General features: G+C 72.2%; 15 protein-coding genes. 7 read left to right on the top strand and 8 right to left on the bottom strand.

Going from position 1 to position 17,462, the window contains the following annotated elements; translation table 11 throughout:
• Nucleotides 1–21: 21 nt before the first annotated feature.
• Entirely contained in the window at nucleotides 22–2,535 is a 2,514-nt protein-coding gene (locus tag ACFRFC_RS04505; RefSeq protein ID WP_382683566.1) for a DEAD/DEAH box helicase, read from the top strand.
• Between the two features lie 85 nt (nucleotides 2,536–2,620).
• Nucleotides 2,621–3,487: an acyl-CoA thioesterase gene (locus ACFRFC_RS04500; protein WP_382683569.1), complete on the top strand. Its 867-nt coding sequence runs from the start codon at nucleotides 2,621–2,623 to the stop codon at nucleotides 3,485–3,487.
• Between the two features lies 1 nt (nucleotide 3,488).
• Here ACFRFC_RS04500 and ACFRFC_RS04495 read toward each other — a convergent pair whose 3' ends face one another.
• Together ACFRFC_RS04495 and ACFRFC_RS04490 are read right to left on the bottom strand one after the other, a co-directional pair.
• Entirely contained in the window at nucleotides 3,489–4,421 is a 933-nt protein-coding gene (locus tag ACFRFC_RS04495; protein WP_382683572.1) for a DUF6397 family protein, read from the bottom strand.
• Nucleotides 4,422–4,549: 128 nt separating this feature from the next.
• Nucleotides 4,550–4,966 (bottom strand): roadblock/LC7 domain-containing protein, encoded by a 417-nt coding sequence (locus ACFRFC_RS04490; RefSeq protein ID WP_382683769.1) that lies wholly within the window; start codon nucleotides 4,964–4,966, stop codon nucleotides 4,550–4,552.
• Nucleotides 4,967–5,081: 115 nt separating this feature from the next.
• On the opposite strand from ACFRFC_RS04490, the gene ACFRFC_RS04485 reads away from it, so the two are divergent.
• Nucleotides 5,082–5,510 (top strand): PPOX class F420-dependent oxidoreductase, encoded by a 429-nt coding sequence (locus ACFRFC_RS04485; protein WP_382683575.1) that lies wholly within the window; start codon nucleotides 5,082–5,084, stop codon nucleotides 5,508–5,510.
• Nucleotides 5,511–5,614: 104 nt separating this feature from the next.
• Here ACFRFC_RS04485 and ACFRFC_RS04480 read toward each other — a convergent pair whose 3' ends face one another.
• From ACFRFC_RS04480 to ACFRFC_RS04460, 5 genes are all read right to left on the bottom strand, one after another.
• Nucleotides 5,615–6,220: an ATP/GTP-binding protein gene (locus ACFRFC_RS04480; protein WP_382683577.1), complete on the bottom strand. Its 606-nt coding sequence runs from the start codon at nucleotides 6,218–6,220 to the stop codon at nucleotides 5,615–5,617.
• A 377-nt stretch (nucleotides 6,221–6,597) separates the two neighbouring features.
• Complete coding sequence (locus ACFRFC_RS04475; RefSeq protein ID WP_382683772.1) at nucleotides 6,598–7,011, bottom strand: DUF742 domain-containing protein; 414 nt, start codon at nucleotides 7,009–7,011, stop codon at nucleotides 6,598–6,600.
• A gap of 55 nt (nucleotides 7,012–7,066) precedes the next feature.
• Nucleotides 7,067–7,504 (bottom strand): roadblock/LC7 domain-containing protein, encoded by a 438-nt coding sequence (locus ACFRFC_RS04470; protein ID WP_382683581.1) that lies wholly within the window; start codon nucleotides 7,502–7,504, stop codon nucleotides 7,067–7,069.
• Nucleotides 7,501–10,014, bottom strand: coding sequence for a nitrate- and nitrite sensing domain-containing protein (locus ACFRFC_RS04465; protein WP_382683584.1), 2,514 nt, complete (start codon nucleotides 10,012–10,014; stop codon nucleotides 7,501–7,503). The genes ACFRFC_RS04470 and ACFRFC_RS04465 overlap by 4 nt, the downstream gene beginning before the upstream one ends.
• A 38-nt stretch (nucleotides 10,015–10,052) precedes the next feature.
• On the bottom strand, nucleotides 10,053–10,826 hold the full coding sequence (locus ACFRFC_RS04460; RefSeq protein ID WP_382683587.1) for an MHYT domain-containing protein: 774 nt from the start codon (nucleotides 10,824–10,826) through the stop codon (nucleotides 10,053–10,055).
• A gap of 151 nt (nucleotides 10,827–10,977) precedes the next feature.
• Here ACFRFC_RS04460 and ACFRFC_RS04455 point away from each other — a divergent pair, with 151 nt between their 5' ends.
• Together ACFRFC_RS04455 and ACFRFC_RS04450 are read left to right on the top strand one after the other, a co-directional pair.
• Entirely contained in the window at nucleotides 10,978–11,577 is a 600-nt protein-coding gene (locus ACFRFC_RS04455; protein ID WP_382683589.1) for a class I SAM-dependent methyltransferase, read from the top strand.
• A 184-nt stretch (nucleotides 11,578–11,761) separates the two neighbouring features.
• Entirely contained in the window at nucleotides 11,762–12,058 is a 297-nt protein-coding gene (locus tag ACFRFC_RS04450) for a hypothetical protein (RefSeq protein ID WP_382683592.1), read from the top strand.
• Between the two features lie 582 nt (nucleotides 12,059–12,640).
• Here the strand turns inward: ACFRFC_RS04450 and ACFRFC_RS04445 are convergent.
• Nucleotides 12,641–12,823, bottom strand: a complete 183-nt coding sequence (locus ACFRFC_RS04445) for a hypothetical protein (protein ID WP_382683595.1) — start codon at nucleotides 12,821–12,823, stop codon at nucleotides 12,641–12,643.
• 361 nt (nucleotides 12,824–13,184) lie between these two features.
• Here ACFRFC_RS04445 and ACFRFC_RS04440 point away from each other — a divergent pair, with 361 nt between their 5' ends.
• Entirely contained in the window at nucleotides 13,185–16,073 is a 2,889-nt protein-coding gene (locus tag ACFRFC_RS04440; protein ID WP_382683597.1) for a DEAD/DEAH box helicase, read from the top strand.
• Nucleotides 16,070–17,347, top strand: coding sequence for an SWF or SNF family helicase (locus tag ACFRFC_RS04435; RefSeq protein ID WP_382683599.1), 1,278 nt, complete (start codon nucleotides 16,070–16,072; stop codon nucleotides 17,345–17,347). Before ACFRFC_RS04440 ends, ACFRFC_RS04435 begins: the two co-directional genes overlap by 4 nt.
• The last annotated feature ends 115 nt before the right edge of the window (nucleotides 17,348–17,462 follow it).

The following is a 17,462-nucleotide window of genomic DNA, read 5'->3' as shown; positions in this document are numbered from 1 at the left end:
GAGGCCAGGCAAGATGGGGGCGTGACCCTCATCGATCAGCTGCCGCCGACCGCCGACCCCGACGCCCTCTACGACGCCTTCGAGTCGTGGGCCCAGGAGCGCGGTCTCACGCTCTATCCCCATCAGGAGGAGGCGCTGATCGAGGCCGTGTCGGGTGCGAACGTGATCGTCTCGACGCCGACCGGCTCCGGGAAGAGCATGATCGCGGCGGGCGCGCACTTCGCCGCGCTGGCCCGGGACGAGGTCACCTTCTACACCGCCCCGATCAAGGCGCTGGTGTCGGAGAAGTTCTTCGAGCTGTGCAAGCTCTTCGGCACCGAGAATGTCGGCATGCTCACGGGCGACGCCTCCGTGAACTCCGACGCCCCGGTGATCTGCTGCACCGCCGAGGTGCTCGCCTCGATCGCCTTGCGTGACGGCAAGGGCGCGGATGTCGGCCAGGTCGTCATGGACGAGTTCCACTTCTACGCGGAGCCGGACCGGGGCTGGGCCTGGCAGATCCCGCTGCTGGAACTGCCGCAGGCGCAGTTCGTGCTGATGTCGGCGACGCTCGGTGATGTCGCGATGTTCGAGAAGGACCTCACCCGGCGCACCGGCCGCCCCACGTCGGTGGTCCGCTCGGCCACCCGCCCGGTCCCGCTCTCCTACTCCTACCGGCGCAGCCCGCTCACCGAGACCCTGACCGAGCTGCTGGAGACCCGGCAGGCGCCGGTCTACATCGTGCACTTCACCCAGGCCCAGGCCGTGGAGCGGGCGCAGGCGCTGATGAGCATCAACATGTGCTCGCGCGAGGAGAAGGAACAGATCGCCGAGCTGATCGGCAATTTCCGCTTCACCACCAAGTTCGGCCGCAATCTCTCCCGGTACGTCCGTCATGGCATCGGGGTGCATCACGCGGGGATGCTGCCCAAATACCGGAGGTTGGTGGAGAAGCTCGCGCAGGCCGGCCTGCTGAAGGTCATCTGCGGCACGGACACCCTCGGGGTGGGGGTGAATGTCCCCATCCGTACGGTGCTGTTCACCGCGCTCACCAAGTACGACGGGAGCCGGGTGCGGACACTGCGCGCCCGGGAGTTCCATCAGATCGCCGGGCGGGCGGGGCGCGCGGGCTTCGACACGGCGGGCTTCGTCGTGGCCCAGGCCCCGGAGCATGTGGTCGAGAACGAGAAGGCGCTCGCCAAGGCCGGCGACGATCCGAAGAAGCGCCGCAAGGTTGTCCGCAAGAAGGCCCCGGAGGGTTTTGTCGCCTGGAGCGAGGACACCTTCGAAAAGCTGATCACCTCCGATCCGGAGCCTCTGACCTCCCGTTTCCGGGTCACGCACACCATGCTGCTGTCGGTGATCGCCCGGCCCGGCAACGCCTTCGACGCGATGCGTCACCTCCTGGAGGACAACCACGAGCCGCGCAGGCAGCAGCTGCGGCACATCCGGCGGGCGATCGCCATCTACCGCTCGCTGCTGGACGGCGGCATCGTCGAGAAACTGGACCAGCCGGACGCGGAGGGCCGGATCGTTAGGCTCACCGTCGATCTCCAGCAGGACTTCGCGCTCAACCAGCCGCTGTCCACCTTCGCCCTCGCCGCCTTCGAACTCCTCGACCCCGCATCGCCCTCCTACGCCCTCGACATGGTCTCGGTCGTGGAGTCCACGCTGGACGATCCGCGCCAGATCCTCGCCGCCCAGCAGAACAAGGCGCGCGGCGAGGCCGTGGCCGCGATGAAGGCGGACGGCGTCGAGTACGAGGAGCGCATGGAGCGCCTCCAGGACGTCACCTACCCCAAGCCGCTGGAGGAGCTGCTCTTCCACGCCTACGACACCTACCGCAGGAGCCACCCCTGGGTCGGGGACCATCCGCTGTCGCCGAAGTCGGTCGTCCGGGACATGTACGAGCGGGCGATGTCCTTCACCGAACTGGTCTCGCACTACGAGCTGGCGCGCACCGAGGGAATCGTGCTGCGCTATCTCGCCGGCGCCTACAAGGCACTCGACCACAACATCCCCGACGATCTGAAGTCGGAGGACCTCCAGGATCTGATCGAGTGGCTGGGCGAGATGGTCCGGCAGGTCGACTCCAGCCTGCTCGACGAGTGGGAGCAGCTCGCCAACCCGGAGGAGATGACCGCCGAGGAGGCCCGGGAGAAGGCCGACGAGGTCAAGCCGGTCACCACCAACGCGCGCGCCTTCCGGGTGCTGGTCCGCAACGCGCTGTTCCGCCGGGTCGAACTGGCCGCGCTCGACCAGGTCGGCGAACTCGGCGAGCTGGACGCCGAGTCCGGCTGGGACGCGGACGCCTGGGGCGAGGCGATGGACAAGTACTGGGACGAGTACGAGGACCTGGGCACCGGTCCCGATGCCCGGGGGCCGAAGCTGCTCGTCATCCAGGAGGAGCCGCAGCACAGTCTGTGGCGGGTCCGGCAGATCTTCGACGATCCGAACGGCGACCACGACTGGGGCATCAGCGCCGAGATCGATCTGACGGCGTCCGACGCCGAGGGCCGGGCGGTCCTGCGGATCACCGACGTCGGCCAGCTGTGACCTGCCCGGAAGAACAGCTTTCCTGAGGACACCCCGAAGGACGACAACGACAACGACAACCCACAGCACTCCCCAGAGGACCGTCATGACGAACCCCGCCGACCGGCTTGTCGACCTGCTCGACCTGGAGCAGATCGAGGTCAACATCTTCCGTGGCCGCAGCCCACAGGAGTCGCTCCAGCGGGTCTTCGGCGGGCAGGTGGCCGGCCAGGCGCTGGTCGCGGCCGGCCGCACCACGGAGGGCGACCGCCCGGTGCACTCGCTGCACGCGTACTTCCTGCGCCCGGGCCGCCCGGGTGTGCCGATCGTGTACCAGGTCGAACGGGTGCGGGACGGCCGGTCCTTCACCACCCGCCGGGTCACCGCCGTACAGCAGGGCCGCACGATCTTCAATCTCACCGCCTCCTTCCACAAGCCTGAACAGGGTCCCTTCGAGCACCAGCTGCCGCCCGCGAGGAAGGTCCCGGACCCGGAGTCGCTGCCGACGGTCTCGGACGAGATCCGGGCGCATCTCGGCGCGCTCCCCGAGCAGTTGGAGCGCATGGCGCGCCGCCAGCCCTTCGACATCCGCTACGTGGACCGGCTGCGCTGGACGCCCGAGGAGATCAAGGACGCCGAGCCGCGCAGCGCCGTGTGGATGCGGGCGGTCGGCCCACTGGGCGACGACCCGCTGGTGCACACCTGCGCGCTGACCTACGCCAGCGACATGACCCTCCTGGACGCGGTCCGCATCCCGATCGAACCCCTGTGGGGTCCGCGGAACTTCGACATGGCCTCACTGGACCACGCGATGTGGTTCCACCGGCCGTTCCGCGCGGACGAGTGGTTTCTGTACGACCAGGAGTCACCGATCGCGACCGGTGGACGGGGCCTGGCCCGCGGCCGGATCTACGACCTCCAGGGACATCTGCTGGTGTCCGTCGTCCAGGAAGGGCTGTTCCGGGCGCAGTAGCTCATGGGCTGCGGCGCCGGAGCCAGCCGAGGAGACCGCGCGAGGGCCCACGGCCGGCAGGAGGGTGGCCGGGCCCTGGCTGGTCGGGCCTCGGCTGGCCGGCCGCTGTCGGCGGGGGTGCGGGTGTCGCGGTCGGTGCCGTGGGCCTCGGTGCCGACCGTGGCGCGGGGCGCAGGTCGCGGGCCTCGGCCAGTGCCTGGGCCAGATCGGTCCGGAGCCAGTCGATCTCGTCGAGGTCGCTGGCGGTCATGAGGTCGGACGCGAGGTCCGCCGTGGGTGATCCCGGGGAGCCGTAGGTGGGCGGCACGGGCCTGAAGCGGTTCAGATGGGCGTGCTCGTAGGGGTCCCTGATGAGGTCCGAGACGAGTGTCTGGTCCAGGATCGACGCGATGGCCGCGGCCTGCGTCCAGGGGTCGTCGGACTGGCGCAGCAGGAGGCCGAGGTGGCGGCCCCGCCAGTTGCGCGGGCGCAGGTCCAGTCCGCCGTCGAGCTGGCTTCGCATTCCCTCGGAGAAGCGGCCCTTGAGGTGGCCGGCGTTGCGCTCGTCGGTCGCGAACTGGCGCAGTTCGTCGGCGAGGTAGAGCCAGACGAGGGCGCGGTAGCGGTTGAAGTAGAAGGAGACGGGGACCAGCAGGCCCAGCTTGGCGAGGCGGGTGAGCCGGGACGAGGGCACGTCCATGATCTTCCCGCCCTCGGGGGCGGCGACCGCCCGGATGCCCTCCCTCAGCAGTTGCGGGAATCCGTCCTCCGCGCGCAGCCGGTCGATCTCGGCGCGGGTGACGCGGCGGCCCCCTCCGCCCGGATCGGGTACGGAGCGGACGCGTCCGAGCCGGACGCCCAGTTCGAGTTCGATGCGCTTCAGGCCCAGTTCCCGGGCGGCGCGGCTGATGGTCCAGAACGCGCTGTCCGGTCGGGCGATGGTGTTGCCTGACATGGTCGGTCTCCCCCGTGGAGTCGTCGTCGCTCACGCTGTGTGCGTTCGCGGTGACACCACGGTAGCCGCTGTGTCCGATCTCGTGGCGGGCCTGTGGATAACTTCGCGGAAGAGGGAGAAACCGCAGGTCAGCTGTCTGTGAGGGGGATCCGCTCGGGTTGCCGGGCGTCCACGCCGAGGTGTTCGCCGACCCGGTTGACGAGCAGGGTCATCTCGTAGGCGATGTGGCCGATGTCGACTTCCGCGCCGCTGAGGACGCACAGACAGCTGCCGTCGCCGGCGGCGGTGACGAACAGCACCGCGTCCTCGAACTCGACCATGGTCTGCCGTACCCCGCCGGCCCCGAAGTGCCGCCCGGACCCCTTGGCCAGGCTGTGGAGTCCGGAGGCGACGGCGGCGAGGTGTTCGGCGTCCTCGCGTCGCAGTCCGGTGCTGGCCCCGGTGACCAGCCCGTCGTTGGACAGGACGAGTGCGTGCCGTACGTGCTCGACGCGCTCGGTCAGATCGTCGAGCAGCCAGCCGAGTCCCTTGCCGGTCCGCGCCATGGTCCCGCCCTCTCGTGGTGACTTCGCCGCCTGCTGCCGGATCTCCGCGGCACCGGGGAAATCCCCCTGCCAGCCTTCCCCACCGGACGGCCCGTGGGCAAGGAGGATGGCGGGCATGGCACAGAAGATGACCGACGACGAATGGCGGGCGTTCGTCTCGCACGGCACCCGTACCGGAAAGCTCGCGACCGTTCGCGCCGACGGAAGTCCGCATGTGGCGCCCATCTGGTTCGTGCTGGACGGGGACGAGGTGGTGTTCAACACCGGGAAGGAGAGCGTCAAGGGGCGCAATCTGCTGCGGGACGGCCGGATCTCGCTGTGTGTGGACGACGACCGGCCGCCGTTCGATTTCGTGATCGTGCGGGGCCGTGTCCGGATCTCCGAGGATCTGGACCAGTTGCGGTACTGGTCGGCCCGGATCGGGGCCCGGTACATGGGTGAGGAGCGCGCCGCGGAGTTCGGCGAGCGCAACGGTGTTCCGGGCGAGCTGCTGGTCCGCGTGTCGATCGAGAAGGTGCTCGCGGAGAAGGAGATCGCGGGCTGATCCGGTTCCGGGGACGCGCCCCCCGGGTGGGGCGCGGCGGCGGCCGGCCGGCCGGTTCCAGTCGGACGGCTGCCTCTTCGCCCACCGGCGGTGCCTCGTGCCGGTCAGCTCACCGAGTCCAGCAGCCGGGCGGTGTGCATGCGTCCGGCGTACTCGACCAGCCGGATCAGCACCTCCTTGCCCGAGTCCCGGTCGCGGGCGTCGCACAGGACGACGGGGGTGCCGCTGTCCAGATCGAGCGCCCGGCAGACGTCCTGTGCGCCGTACGAGCGGGCGCCCGCGAAGCAGTTGACGGCGACCACGAACGGGATGTGGCGGTGCTCGAAGTAGTCCACCGCCGGGAAGCAGTCCTCAAGGCGCCGGGTGTCGGCGAGGACGACGGCGCCGAGGGCGCCCTGGGCCAGTTCGTCCCACAGGAACCAGAACCGGTCCTGGCCCGGGGTGCCGAACAGGTAGAGGGACAGGCCGGAGCGGATGGTGATCCGGCCGAAGTCCATGGCAACGGTGGTCGTGACCTTCCTGTCCACGCCATCGGTGTCGTCCACCAACTGGCCGGCCTCGCTGAGCAGTTCCTCGGTGCGCAGGGGCCTGATCTCGCTGACCGCGCCCACCAGGGTGGTCTTGCCCACGCCGAATCCACCGGCGACCAGGATTTTCAACGCCAGGGCGGCCGTGTCGCCGTGGGTGACGTCGGATGTCTCGGTGACCATCGATCACTTCTCTCGGGGGTGCCGGCAAGGAGGACTGCGTCGAAGGGAGTGCCGCGCTCCGGCGAGATTCCGGTGCGGCTCGGACGTGCGTGCGGTTCGAGGGTACGTAGGGTTCGGGTGCGTACGGTTCGAACGCGGGCGAATCGGGTGGGCGTGCGTCGGGTACGTGCGGCTCGGGGATGTGCGGCTCGGGTGTGTGTGCGAAGGCAGCATCATGGCAATGGCGCTGTTCCGGCGGGGGGCGGGACCGCTAATTGCCCGATGTGACCGACTCATGCCCATGTGCTGCCTGGTTGGGTGCACAAGTCGGCTCCGGATGAAGGTTCCGCCGGTCACGGATGGTCCCTGGTGTCGTCCACGGCGCCCGTGACCCGCGTCTACAGTGCGCGCAAACCTGCGATCACCTCGCGCAGAATCCGTTCGTCTGGCAGTTGCGCGGGCGGTACGGGGCGGGTGGCGGTGACGCGTCCCAGTTCCAGGAGGTCGCCGAGCAACACCCGGACGACACCTACCGGAAGGTCCGCGCCCGCGGCCAGTTCGGCCAGGGACTGGGTCTCCACCTGGCACAGGTCGAGGAGCATCCGGTGCTCCGGTCCGAGCGCCGCCTCGTCGTCGAGCGCGGGGGCGGCGGGATCGAGTGTGACCAGGGTGATCAGGTCGAACTGGACGCCGTTCGGGCCGGACTGGGTGCGTCCGCCGGTCATGGCGTACGGGCGCACCAGGGGCCCCGCCTCGCCGTCGTACCACTGGCTGCCCTGCTCGCGCGGGGCGCCGGTCATCGCGTCGGTCATGGCGCCGGTCATCGCGTCGGTCATGTCGTCGGTCATCGGCAGCGGTCTTCCGGCCTCATCCCGCGGTGGGCGGGCGGGCGCCGACACGCGGTGCGGTGTACAGGTGCTCGCCGACCCGCCGTACCAGGCGCGCCATCTCGTAGGCGACCAGGCCGATGTCGGCGGTCACGGCGGTGATCAGGGCGAGACAGGAGCCGTCCCCTGCGGCGGCCACGAACAGGAATCCGTCGTCCATCTCCACCATGGTCTGCCGCACACCGCCCGCGCCGAAGTGCCGTCCGGCGCCCTTGGCGAGGCTGTGGAAGCCGGAGGCGACGGCGGCGAGATGTTCGGCGTCCTCACGCCGGAGGCCGCTCGACGCGCCGACGGCGAGCCCGTCGTTGGAGAGCACGACGGCGTGCCGTACCTCGCTCACGCGCATCACCAAGTCGTCCAGCAGCCAGTCGAGTTCGCCGGACGGCTGAGCGGTCCGGATGCCGGGGTCCTGGATCATGCGGGGTCTCCTTCGGTGCTGTGGCTGCCGGGGAAGGGATCGGAGGCGGCGCGGTGGCCGGGTCGCCGCCCGCCGCCGCGCACCCAGCCGTCGCGATAGGCGGCCATGCGGTCCCGTACGAGTTCGGGGGTGCGTTCCTCGTCGGCGGCCTGGCCCGGCTGCTCTGGGGACTGCGCGGTGCGTTCGCGCAGTTGCGGGGCGAGGCTGGCCTGGCGGACCCGGCGGGGCAGATCCTCGCTCCCGGTCTCCGGGGGGTCGTCCTGGGGGCGGTGCAGGCGCAGCGCGGTGACGCCGGGGGGCGGCGTCGGGTCGGGTGCCATCGGCGGTACGAGTGCGGGTCGTCCGGGCGGTGCGCTCACGGCTTCCTGGGATCCGGGACCGGCGGGCACGCGCGCGTAGGCGTGTTCCGACGGCTGCGGCTCGGGCGCGGCCGCGGTGGCGGAACGTTCCTCCACCGGGGCGGCCTGGGTGTGCAGCAGGGCGGTCGGCAGCAGCACGACGGCGGTGGTGCCGCCATAGGGCGAGGTTTTCAGATGCACCTTGACGCTGTGGCGTGCCGCGAGCCTGCTGACCACGAAGAGTCCGAGCCGGTCGCTGTCGAACAGGTCGAGCGTCTCGGACTGGACGATCCGCCGGTTCGCCTCGGCGAGGGTCTCCTCGCCCATGCCCAGGCCGCGGTCCTCGACCTCCAGGGCGTAGCCGTTACCGACGGGCTCGCCGGTCACGCGCACGCGCGTGTGCGGCGGCGAGAACTGGGCGGCGTTCTCGACGAGTTCGGCGAGCAGATGGGTGAGGTCGGCGACGGCGGCGCCGACGACGGACGTCTCGGGGAGCCGGCGTACCTCCACGCGCGCGTAGTCCTCGATCTCGGAGACCGCGGCGCGCACGACGTTGGTCAGGGAGACCGGCATCCGCCAGGCCCGGCCGGGCGCGGCGCCGGAGAGGATGATCAAGCTCTCGGCGTGGCGGCGCATGCGGGTGGTGAGGTGGTCGAGGCGGAAGAGGTCGCTCAGTTCGCCGGGGTCGTCGGAGCGGCGCTCCATGCTGTCCAGCAGGCTCAGCTGGCGGTGCACCAGGACCTGGCTGCGGCGGGCGAGGTTGACGAAGACCCCGGAGATGCCGCTGGCCAGCTCGGCGCGTTCCACGGCGGCCCGCAGCGCGGCCCGGTGCACGGTGGTGAGGGCCTCGGCGACCTGCCCGGTCTCATCCTCGGCCGGCGGCCCGGGAGGGGCCTCCGCGCGGATGTCGATCTCGTCGCCCTTGCGCAGCCGGCGCATCGCCTCGGGCAGTTTGCGGCGGGCGATCTCCAGGGCGCTGTTGCGCAGGGTGACCAGTTCGACGACGAGTGCGCGGCCGATGCGTACGGAGATGACGAGCGAGGCGGCGACGGCGGCGAGGCCCAGCAGCACCGCGGCGCCCGCGGGCGTGAGCAGGCCCCGGGTGAACGGGTCGGCCTGCTCGGCGACGCCCCGCGCGGCGTCCCGTTCGATGGTCCGCATGCCGCCCTGCACGCGCGCGTGGGCGTCGTTCCAGTCGCCCTCCGGCGCCGCGGCGACCGCGCGCTCGCCGGGGGCGCTCGTGAGGATCTCTTCCTCCAGGGCGGCGAGGGCGGCGTAGTCCGCGCCGTCGGCGAGCCGCTGCCAGGCCGCGCTCTCGGGGCCGCGCAGATCGGCGACGGCGGACTGGGTGAAGGCACGGCGGGTCTCGGCGGCCCCGGTGAACAGGCGCAGTCGCTCGCCGGACAGCCCGTCGGCGAGGCGCGCGCTGGACAGCAGGACGTCCTCCTGGGCCAGGGCCTCGCCCGCGCGGGAGAATTCGAGCAGCACGCGCGCGTCGGATCCGAGTTCGGAGTCCTGGATGCCGGTGAGCGCGCCGTCGACCGCGAAGGCCGCCGAGACGCTCCGCGTGTACGTCTCATAGGTCTGCGCCCATCCGGTGCGCCCGTCGAGGACCGTCGTCCGCAGGGCGGACAGCTGTTCGGCGCCGCTGACGAAGGTCTCCAGGCGCTGGGCCACGCCCGCGGGCAGTTCCCGCGCGTCGGCGACGGTGCCGTGGTCCCCGAGCCGCAGGGCCGCGATCGCGCGGTCGGTGCTCCGGGCGAGCCTCTTGAGGTCGTCCGCGTCTCCCCGGGCGGGGTCGGTGGCGTGGCGTACGGCGGCGGAGCGTTCGGCCTGGAGTGCGGCGACGGCCGCTGCCACGGGCGCGCGGACCTCGGCGTCCACGCGCTGCAACTGGCGCAGCCGCGCGACGTCCTGGGCGGTGGTGACGGTGGCGTACGCCCACAGCGCGAGGAGGGAGACGACGGGCACCATCAGCAGGCAGATGATCTTGGCGCGGACGGTACGCGGACGCATCCGGCGGCGTCCCGCGCGCGGGGGCGCGCTGTCCACGGCCAGGAACTCGTCCGGAGTCTCGTCGGCCGGCGGTCCGGCGTGGGCGCGGCGCCCGCGCACCGGGGGCGTGTGCAACGGTGTGCCGTCGGCCGTCGGGGTCCTGCGGGGTGTACGCATGGCCTCCTCGCTCGTCAGGGTTCTCGGGGGGCGGGCCGTCAGCGGGTGGCGCTCATGACCGGCCGCTGGGCGGAGGCGGACGCCTCGCGCTCGCCCGTGGTGGGCGACAGCGCCACGAAGGCCGCGGTCAGGAAGAGGTAGGACCCGAGGCCGACGGCGAGGGGGAAGATGAACTGCATCGCCGTGGCCCCGGGCAGCATGGCGTCCGAGGGCGTCACCCGCACGTCGACGGCGAGCATGCCGGTGTAGTGCATGCTGCTGACCGCCGCGCCCATCACGAGCGAGGCGACGGTGACCGCGACGGGCGAGGTGATGTTCAGCGCCGCCCACAGGGCCGCCGTCGCGGCGACCACCGCGATCACGACGGAGAGCACGACCAGCGCCGGGTCGTAGCGCACATCCCCGTGCAGCCGGACCGCGGCCATGCCGAGGTAGTGCATGCTCGCGACGCCGAGCCCGGTGGTCAGCCCGCCGAGCAGCAGCGCCCGGCCCCGGTCCCGGCCGTAGCCGACGGCGAAGACTCCGGCGCAGACGACGACCATGGCGACGATCAGGCTGAGGATGGTCAGCGGCACGTCGTAGCGGATGTCGGTACCGCTGACGCCGAAGCCGAGCATCGCCACGAAGTGCATGGTCCAGATGCCGGTGCCGATCGCGGAGGCCGCGGTGATCAGCCAATTGCGCCGGGAGCGGCCGGTGGTGGCGAGCGCGCGGACGGTACAGCGCAGCCCGAGGGCGGCGCCTATGCAGGCCATCGCGTACGACAGCGCGGGGGTCAGCCAACCGAAGGTGGCGTGGTCCAGGTGTCCCATGACCAAGGGACGCTAGTCCGGACAGGGGCGCACAAAGGGAGCACCTTTCGATAACTGGTGGAATATGACATAGCTATGTACCCGTTCGATCAAATTACGCTCGAACATGTGCGCACAGACGTCATCCCTGTCGGTGAGAGATCATGCGGACATGAGCGACGACCGTACGCATGTGCAGGAGTTCTTCACCGGCCGCGCCGCCGACTGGGACAGCAGATTTCCCGACGACGGCCCCGCCTACGCCGCCGCGGTCGCCGCGCTCGGCCTGCGCGCGGGTGACCGCGTCCTGGACGCCGGCTGCGGCACCGGCCGCGCCCTGCCACCGCTGCGCGCCGCCGTGGGAGCCTCCGGGGTGGTCCTGGGGGCCGATCTGACCCCGGCGATGCTGGCGGCCGCCGTGCGTGCCGGACGGGACCGGGACGGCCAGTTGCTGCTCACCGACGTCTCCGCGCTGCCGCTGCGCCCGGATTCCCTCGACGCGGTCTTCGCCGCCGGGCTCATCGCCCATCTGCCCCATCCGGCGGAGAATCTGCGGGAGTTGCGGCGCGTGGTGCGCCCGGGCGGGCGGCTCGCGCTCTTCCACCCGATCGGCCGCGCGGCCCTGGCCGCCCGCCACGGACGGCAGATCACCGCCGACGACCTGCGCGCGGAACCCAACCTCCGTCCGCTGCTGGCCGCCTCGGGCTGGCGGATGACCTCGTACGTCGATGAGGACACCCGATTCCTGGCGCTGGCCGTACGGGACGGCTGACCCCGCCCCGCCTCCGCTGCGTCACCCAGGCTCCGACCGCCGCCCGAGCACCCCAGCGACGCCCCCTGCGGAGTGCGGCCACCGTGTTTTCACCGCGCAGTCCCTCTGTCGCCGCCCGAATTCCAACCCTACGTTGAACAGCGGTGGATGACGGATCGTCGAACACGGATACGAGGGTGGTCGTATGTGGGGCAAGGTCAGCGCGTCCTGGAACAAGGTTGCCGAATCCTTTCGCATCGAGCGGAGCACGGGACGGGACACTCGCGCGCACAATCTCTTCGAGGCCGCCGCCGCGTATGTCTCGGCCTGTGCCGAGGACGATCAGGACCGGATCGACGAGGCGGCGGGCTGGGTGTCGCCGGAGGCGTTGTCGTTCGGGGTGAACGAACTGGCCTGCCGCGCGGTGATAGCGCTGGCGCGCGAGCGCGACGAATCGCCGCGGACCGTGGCCCGCGAGCTGTTGGGACTCCCCGCCACGTGACACCCCGGGCGCGTGCCCCGGTACCGGGTCGGCCGATTCGCCTGGTCCAGCCGGATCGTCCCTGGTCCGCGCGCCCTGTGAGCCGCCGCTGGACGAGGAACCCGGTGAGGTAATGCCGACCGCGCGGGGCCGGAGCTGCCCGGTCTGCTGAAGGCCCTGGACAAGATGGCCCCACGTCCTGGCCGACCGGGGCGGCCGGGCACGGCGCGGTTCCCGACCCAGGTCGTCCCGACGTGGTGCGACGCCGGGGGCCCAGACGCCGCCGGAAGCCCCGGAGGCATCCCGCTCCGCCGACGATCCCGGCCCGATGTCCCGCCCTTTCACGCCCGCGCCGAAGCGAGGTCCGCAGTCCCGCACCTCCAGTCCCACTCCGGTGTCACGCCGCTCCACGCCGGGTCGAAATGACGCCCTGAGCCCAAGCCCCTACGCCCCTCCGGAGTCGTACCGCGCCGCCCGGGAACGCGCGCTCGCGCGCCCTCGGGCGGTGGCGCGGCCCAACCCTGCCGAACCTGCCCTGCCGAACCTGCCCTGCCGAACCCTGCCCCGTCGGGCCTGCCCAGCCGAACCCTCCTCAGCCCCGCCTCAGCGGCCCAGCTCCTTGCGGGTGACTCGACGGAGCCGGCGGCGCTGCGCCGGGTCGAGGGTGAGGTACGCGGCGGCCGGAACCCCGAGCACGATCAACAGCGCCGCCCACCAGGGCAGCCAGATCAGCAGGATGAGACCGACCGCCACACCCCCTGCGGCGATCTTGGCGTTCTTCGACATGGTGTCGCCTCCTTCGCGGCCCTTGCCGCTCTCTGTTCTCAAAAACGGGTCCGCGCTCCCCGCAGTTCCGGATCGCTACCCTGAGACGTCCCTGAGTCGTGTCCCTTAGTCATCCCTGACGGCCTCCCTTTACCTCCCGTGACCGTCCTCTCATGACCGTCCCTTCGTGACTGTCCTCCCTTGACTGTCCCCTCGCCAGCTGCCCTCCCGATCACCTCCCGGTCGTCTTCCCGGCCGTCTTCCCGCCGCGGGCCTCGCGGAGACGGACGTCACCGCCCGCCGTGCCAGGAAGTCCTCTTCGATCCTGTACCCTCGGCGACTCGGATTCCACGTAGTCAAATTTGAGGAGTATGGCAGTCCTGTGCACAGCACTCCTGTGGCCACCCCGTCCGAGACCGACGACCTGATTCGGTGCTGCTCCCTGTTCCTCCCCGGTGATCCGGCCCGCGCAGGCACCGTGGCCTTCTGGCATCCGGACGGCACCGCTCCGCCGCCGGTCGGCGCGGGAACGGCCGGGGACCTGACCGTCGTGGTCCCCACGGCCGACGGTGTGGCGGCGACCTACGTGCCCGCCGCCCTGCTGCCGGTGCGGGCCGCGCTGCCCGTGCTCACGCGCGCGCGGGTCGCACCGGCCGCACACCGGTCGGCCGCGTTCTGGGGCGCGGCCACCGTGCTGGCGTTGCAGCAGACCGCCCGCGGGCTGCTGCTGCCCGGCCTGTCCGCCGGCGACCTGGACGCCTGGCGGGCCGGGCCGCTGCGCGCGGAGGACGTCGAGCGGCTCCGTGACCTGGCCGCGGCCATGCCGCCCGAGGCTCACGCCGTACCGCTGCCCGGCGCCGCCGCGCCCCTTCGGCTGCCCGACCCGGAGCGGCTCCTGCGCGCCTTCCTGGACGCCGTCGCCGACACGCTGCCCCGTACGCCCGCTGCGGCCCTCGTCACGGGCGGTCCTGCCTACGCGGTGCCCCAGCCTCAGCATCTGCCGGACCAGCGCGCGTGGGCCGACGATGTCGCCGCCGGTCATGACGCGGGCGTGCGGATCTCGCTGCGGATCGAGGTCGAGGGGCTCACGGGACCGGCGGGGCACGGCGGGGAGGGCGGCGCCGAGGACGGGGGTGCGCACCCGCGGTTCCGCGCGGTGCCGCAGGTGCACAGCGTCAGCGATCCCGCGCTGGTCGCGGACGCCGCCGAGGTGTGGGCGGGCGGCGACGCGACGGGCGGGTTCGGGGCACGCGCGCGTATGGACGTACTGATCGCCCTGCGCCGCGCGGCGCGCGCCTGGGCCGCGCTCGCACCGCTGCTGTCGGCCGCCGCGCCGGACGCCGTCGAACTGGCCGACGACGAGGTGGGCGAACTGCTCGGCGCGGGTGCGCGGTCCCTGGCCGCCGCCGGGGTCGAGGTGCACTGGCCCGAGGAACTGGCCCGGGAACTGACCGCCCGCGCGGTGGTCGGCCCGCCGGACGACGAGGAGCCCGCCAGGGCGGCGTCCGGCACGCCGTCGCTACTGTCCGCCGACGCACTGCTCGCCTTCAACTGGCGGTTCGCTCTGGGCGACGAGCAGCTCACGCGCGAGGAGCTGGACCGGCTCGCGGAGGCCGGGCGGCCTGTCGTGCGGCTGCGCGACCAGTGGGTGCTGGTGGATCCGGAGGCGGTACGCCGTGCCCGCGCCCGGCAGGACGGCAAGGTCTCCCCCGTGGACGCCCTGAGCGCCGTTCTGGCGGGCTCGACGGAGGTGGACGGCCGCCGGGTCGAGGTGCGTCCCACGGGATGGCTGGCGGCGCTGCGGGAGGGGCTGAACGACCCCGAGGGGCAGGAGCCGGTGGAGCAGCCGGCCGCGCTCACGGCCACGCTGCGGGACTATCAGCGGCGCGGGCTGAGCTGGCTGGCCCGGATGACCTCGCTGGGCCTGGGCTGCTGTCTGGCCGACGACATGGGTCTGGGCAAGACGATCACCCTGATCGCCCTCCATCTGCACCGGCAGGGCGACCCGTCGTCCGCGGGCCCCACGCTGGTGGTCTGTCCCACGTCCCTGATGAGCAATTGGCAGCGCGAGATCGAGAGGTTCGCGCCCGGTACGCCCGTACGCCGCTTCCACGGTTCCCGGCGCGATCTGGAGGCTCTGGCCGACGGGGAGTTCGTGCTGACGACGTACGGCACGATGCGGCTGGACGCGGGGCGGCTGGCAGAGGTGCCGTGGGGGCTGGTGGTCATCGACGAGGCGCAGCATGTGAAGAACCCGTACTCGGCGACCGCGCGGGAGCTGCGATCCATCGGGGCACGCGCGCGCGTGGCGCTCACCGGCACGCCGGTGGAGAACAACCTGTCGGAGCTGTGGGCGATCCTGGACTGGACGACGCCGGGTCTGCTGGGCCGGCTCGGCACCTTCCGCACCCGCTACGCGCAGGCCGTCGAGGGCGGCCGGGATCCGGCCGCCGCCGAGCGGCTGGCCCGGCTGGTGCGCCCGTTCCTGCTGCGCCGCCGCAAGGGGGATCCGGGGATCGCGCCCGAGCTGCCGCCGAAGACCGAGACCGACCGCGCGGTGTCGCTGACCCAGGAACAGACGGGCCTGTACGAGGCCGTGGTGCGCGAGACGCTGGCGCGGATCGCCGCCGCCGACTCCATGGCGCGGCGCGGGCTGATCGTGAAGCTGCTGACGGGCCTGAAGCAGATCTGCAACCACCCGGCGCAGTACCTCAAGGAGGACCGTCCCGTCATCGCCGGGCGGTCGGGGAAGCTGGAGCTGCTCGACGAGTTGCTCGACACGATCCTGGCCGAGGGGGCGAGTGTGCTGGTCTTCACGCAGTACGTCCGGATGGCGCGGATCGTCGAGGAGCATCTCGCGGCGCGCGGTGTGTCGTCGCAGTTCCTGCACGGCGGGACGTCGGTGGGCGAGCGGGAGTCGCTGGTGCAGCGGTTCCAGGACGGTGAAGTGCCGGTGTTCCTGTTGTCGTTGAAGGCGGCGGGCACGGGGCTGAACCTCACCCGCGCGGAGCATGTCGTGCACTACGACCGGTGGTGGAACCCGGCGGTCGAGGCACAGGCCACCGACCGCGCGTACCGCATCGGGCAGACCCGGCCGGTCCAGGTGCACCGGTTGATCGCCGAGGGGACGATCGAGGACCGTATCGCGGACCTGCTGGAGCGCAAGAAGGAGCTGGCCGAGGCGGTCCTCGGGTCCGGAGAGGCGGCGTTCACGGAGCTGACGGACGCGCAGCTGGCCGAATTGGTGGAGCTGCGAGGAGGTGCGCGATGAACGAGTTCGACCAGGGCGCCACGGACACCGAGCGCACTTTCGCGGCGCTGCCGCCCGCGCGCGGGCGCGCTTTTACGCAGACGTGGTGGGGTCATGTGTGGCTCAAGGCGCTGGAGGGCGGGGCGCTGGACAACCAGCAGGTCAAGGCGGGCCGCCGGCTCGCCCGCGCGGGAGCGGTGGGCGCGGTGTCGGTGCGTCCTGGGCGGATCACGGCCGTCGTCCAGGACCGCGACGGCACGCGCCACCGCGCGGACGTGCTGCTGGAGCGGCTGTCCGCCGAACAGTGGGACAGGCTCCTGGACATGGCCGTCGAGCGGGCCGGGCACATGGCGGCGCTGCTGGACCGTGACATGCCGCCCGATCTGGTGGAGGACGCGGCCTCGGCCGGCATCGATCTGCTGCCGGGGCTCGGTGAGCTGGAGCCCGAGTGCGACTGTGGCGCGTGGGACCAGTGCGGGCACACGGCGGCGCTGTGCTACCAGGTGGCGCGGCTGCTGGACGAGGATCCCTTCGTCCTGCTGCTGATGCGGGGCCGCGCCGAACGCGCCCTGCTGGAGGAGCTTCAGGAGCGCAGTGCGGCGCCCGTCGTGGCGTCCGCGGAGCCGGAGGGGGTGGACGCCGCCGAGGCGTACGCGGCCGGGGACATCCTGCCGCCGCTGCCGGCCCCGCCCGCGCTGCCCGACACGCCCGGCGTGTCCCCGTCGCTGGACACCGAGGCACCTCCTCCGCCCGGCGTGGATCCGGCGGCCCTGGAGTTCCTCGCCGCGCGGACGGCCGCCGAGGCCCACCGGCTGCTGGCCGAGGCGCTGAGGGCCGGGCCCGGCCGGGCCGACGGCGGCACGGCACCGACACTCGCCCAGGACGCCGTACGACTCGCCGTGGGCGCCGAGGGGGACGTACGGGGCCGGCTGGCCGATGGGTCGGGGCGGAGTGCCCAGGAGCTGGCGGTGGCCGTGCGGGCGTGGCGGTACGGCGGTGCGCCCGCGCTGTCGGTCTGTGAGGAGGAGTGGGCCGTGGAGGGGGAAACGGCGGCACGCGCGCGTGCGGCCGTCGAGTCGGCCTGGGACGAGGACGAGCGGCCCGTCCTGCGCGCCTCGGCCAACCGGTGGACGGTCGTCGGTGAACCGGCTCAGGTGCGGCTCGGACGGGACGGCCGCTGGTGGCCGTATCGCGCGCAGGACGGCCGGTGGCTACCGGCCGGTCAGGCGGCCGGGGATCCGGCGACGGCCCTGGCGGCGGCCCGTCCGGCTCCGGAGGAGGAGAGCGGCTCCTGAGGCGGCCGCGGGTCCGGGTGGCGCTTCGCAAAGCGGCACAGACGGGCTCAGAGCGGCTGTCTCTCCGTGGCATTCACAGGTGGGCGTCGGCCCGATCATGGGCCGATGCCCTGTG

It is taken from the genome of Streptomyces sp. NPDC056734, from assembly GCF_042790455.1.
Taxonomy (GTDB): Bacteria; Actinomycetota; Actinomycetes; order Streptomycetales; family Streptomycetaceae; genus Streptomyces.
This window is presented reverse-complemented; position numbering and strand designations above follow the sequence as displayed.

Excerpts from the sequence above, each read along its gene's own strand:
- ACFRFC_RS04490 (WP_382683769.1), bottom strand. The coding sequence starts at position 4,966 with ATGGCGCGGACCGGCAAGGGACTCGGCTGGCTGCTCGACGATCTGACC.
- ACFRFC_RS04485 (WP_382683575.1), top strand. The coding sequence starts at position 5,082 with ATGGCACAGAAGATGACCGACGACGAATGGCGGGCGTTCGTCTCGCAC.
- ACFRFC_RS04435 (WP_382683599.1), top strand. The coding sequence starts at position 16,070 with ATGAACGAGTTCGACCAGGGCGCCACGGACACCGAGCGCACTTTCGCG.
- ACFRFC_RS04470 (WP_382683581.1), bottom strand. The coding sequence starts at position 7,504 with ATGATCCAGGACCCCGGCATCCGGACCGCTCAGCCGTCCGGCGAACTC.
- ACFRFC_RS04450 (WP_382683592.1), top strand. The coding sequence starts at position 11,762 with ATGTGGGGCAAGGTCAGCGCGTCCTGGAACAAGGTTGCCGAATCCTTT.
- ACFRFC_RS04495 (WP_382683572.1), bottom strand. The coding sequence starts at position 4,421 with ATGTCAGGCAACACCATCGCCCGACCGGACAGCGCGTTCTGGACCATC.
- ACFRFC_RS04455 (WP_382683589.1), top strand. The coding sequence starts at position 10,978 with ATGAGCGACGACCGTACGCATGTGCAGGAGTTCTTCACCGGCCGCGCC.
- ACFRFC_RS04460 (WP_382683587.1), bottom strand. The coding sequence starts at position 10,826 with ATGGGACACCTGGACCACGCCACCTTCGGTTGGCTGACCCCCGCGCTG.
- ACFRFC_RS04480 (WP_382683577.1), bottom strand. The coding sequence starts at position 6,220 with ATGGTCACCGAGACATCCGACGTCACCCACGGCGACACGGCCGCCCTG.
- ACFRFC_RS04500 (WP_382683569.1), top strand. The coding sequence starts at position 2,621 with ATGACGAACCCCGCCGACCGGCTTGTCGACCTGCTCGACCTGGAGCAG.
- ACFRFC_RS04465 (WP_382683584.1), bottom strand. The coding sequence starts at position 10,014 with ATGCGTACACCCCGCAGGACCCCGACGGCCGACGGCACACCGTTGCAC.
- ACFRFC_RS04445 (WP_382683595.1), bottom strand. The coding sequence starts at position 12,823 with ATGTCGAAGAACGCCAAGATCGCCGCAGGGGGTGTGGCGGTCGGTCTC.
- ACFRFC_RS04475 (WP_382683772.1), bottom strand. The coding sequence starts at position 7,011 with ATGACCGACGCGATGACCGGCGCCCCGCGCGAGCAGGGCAGCCAGTGG.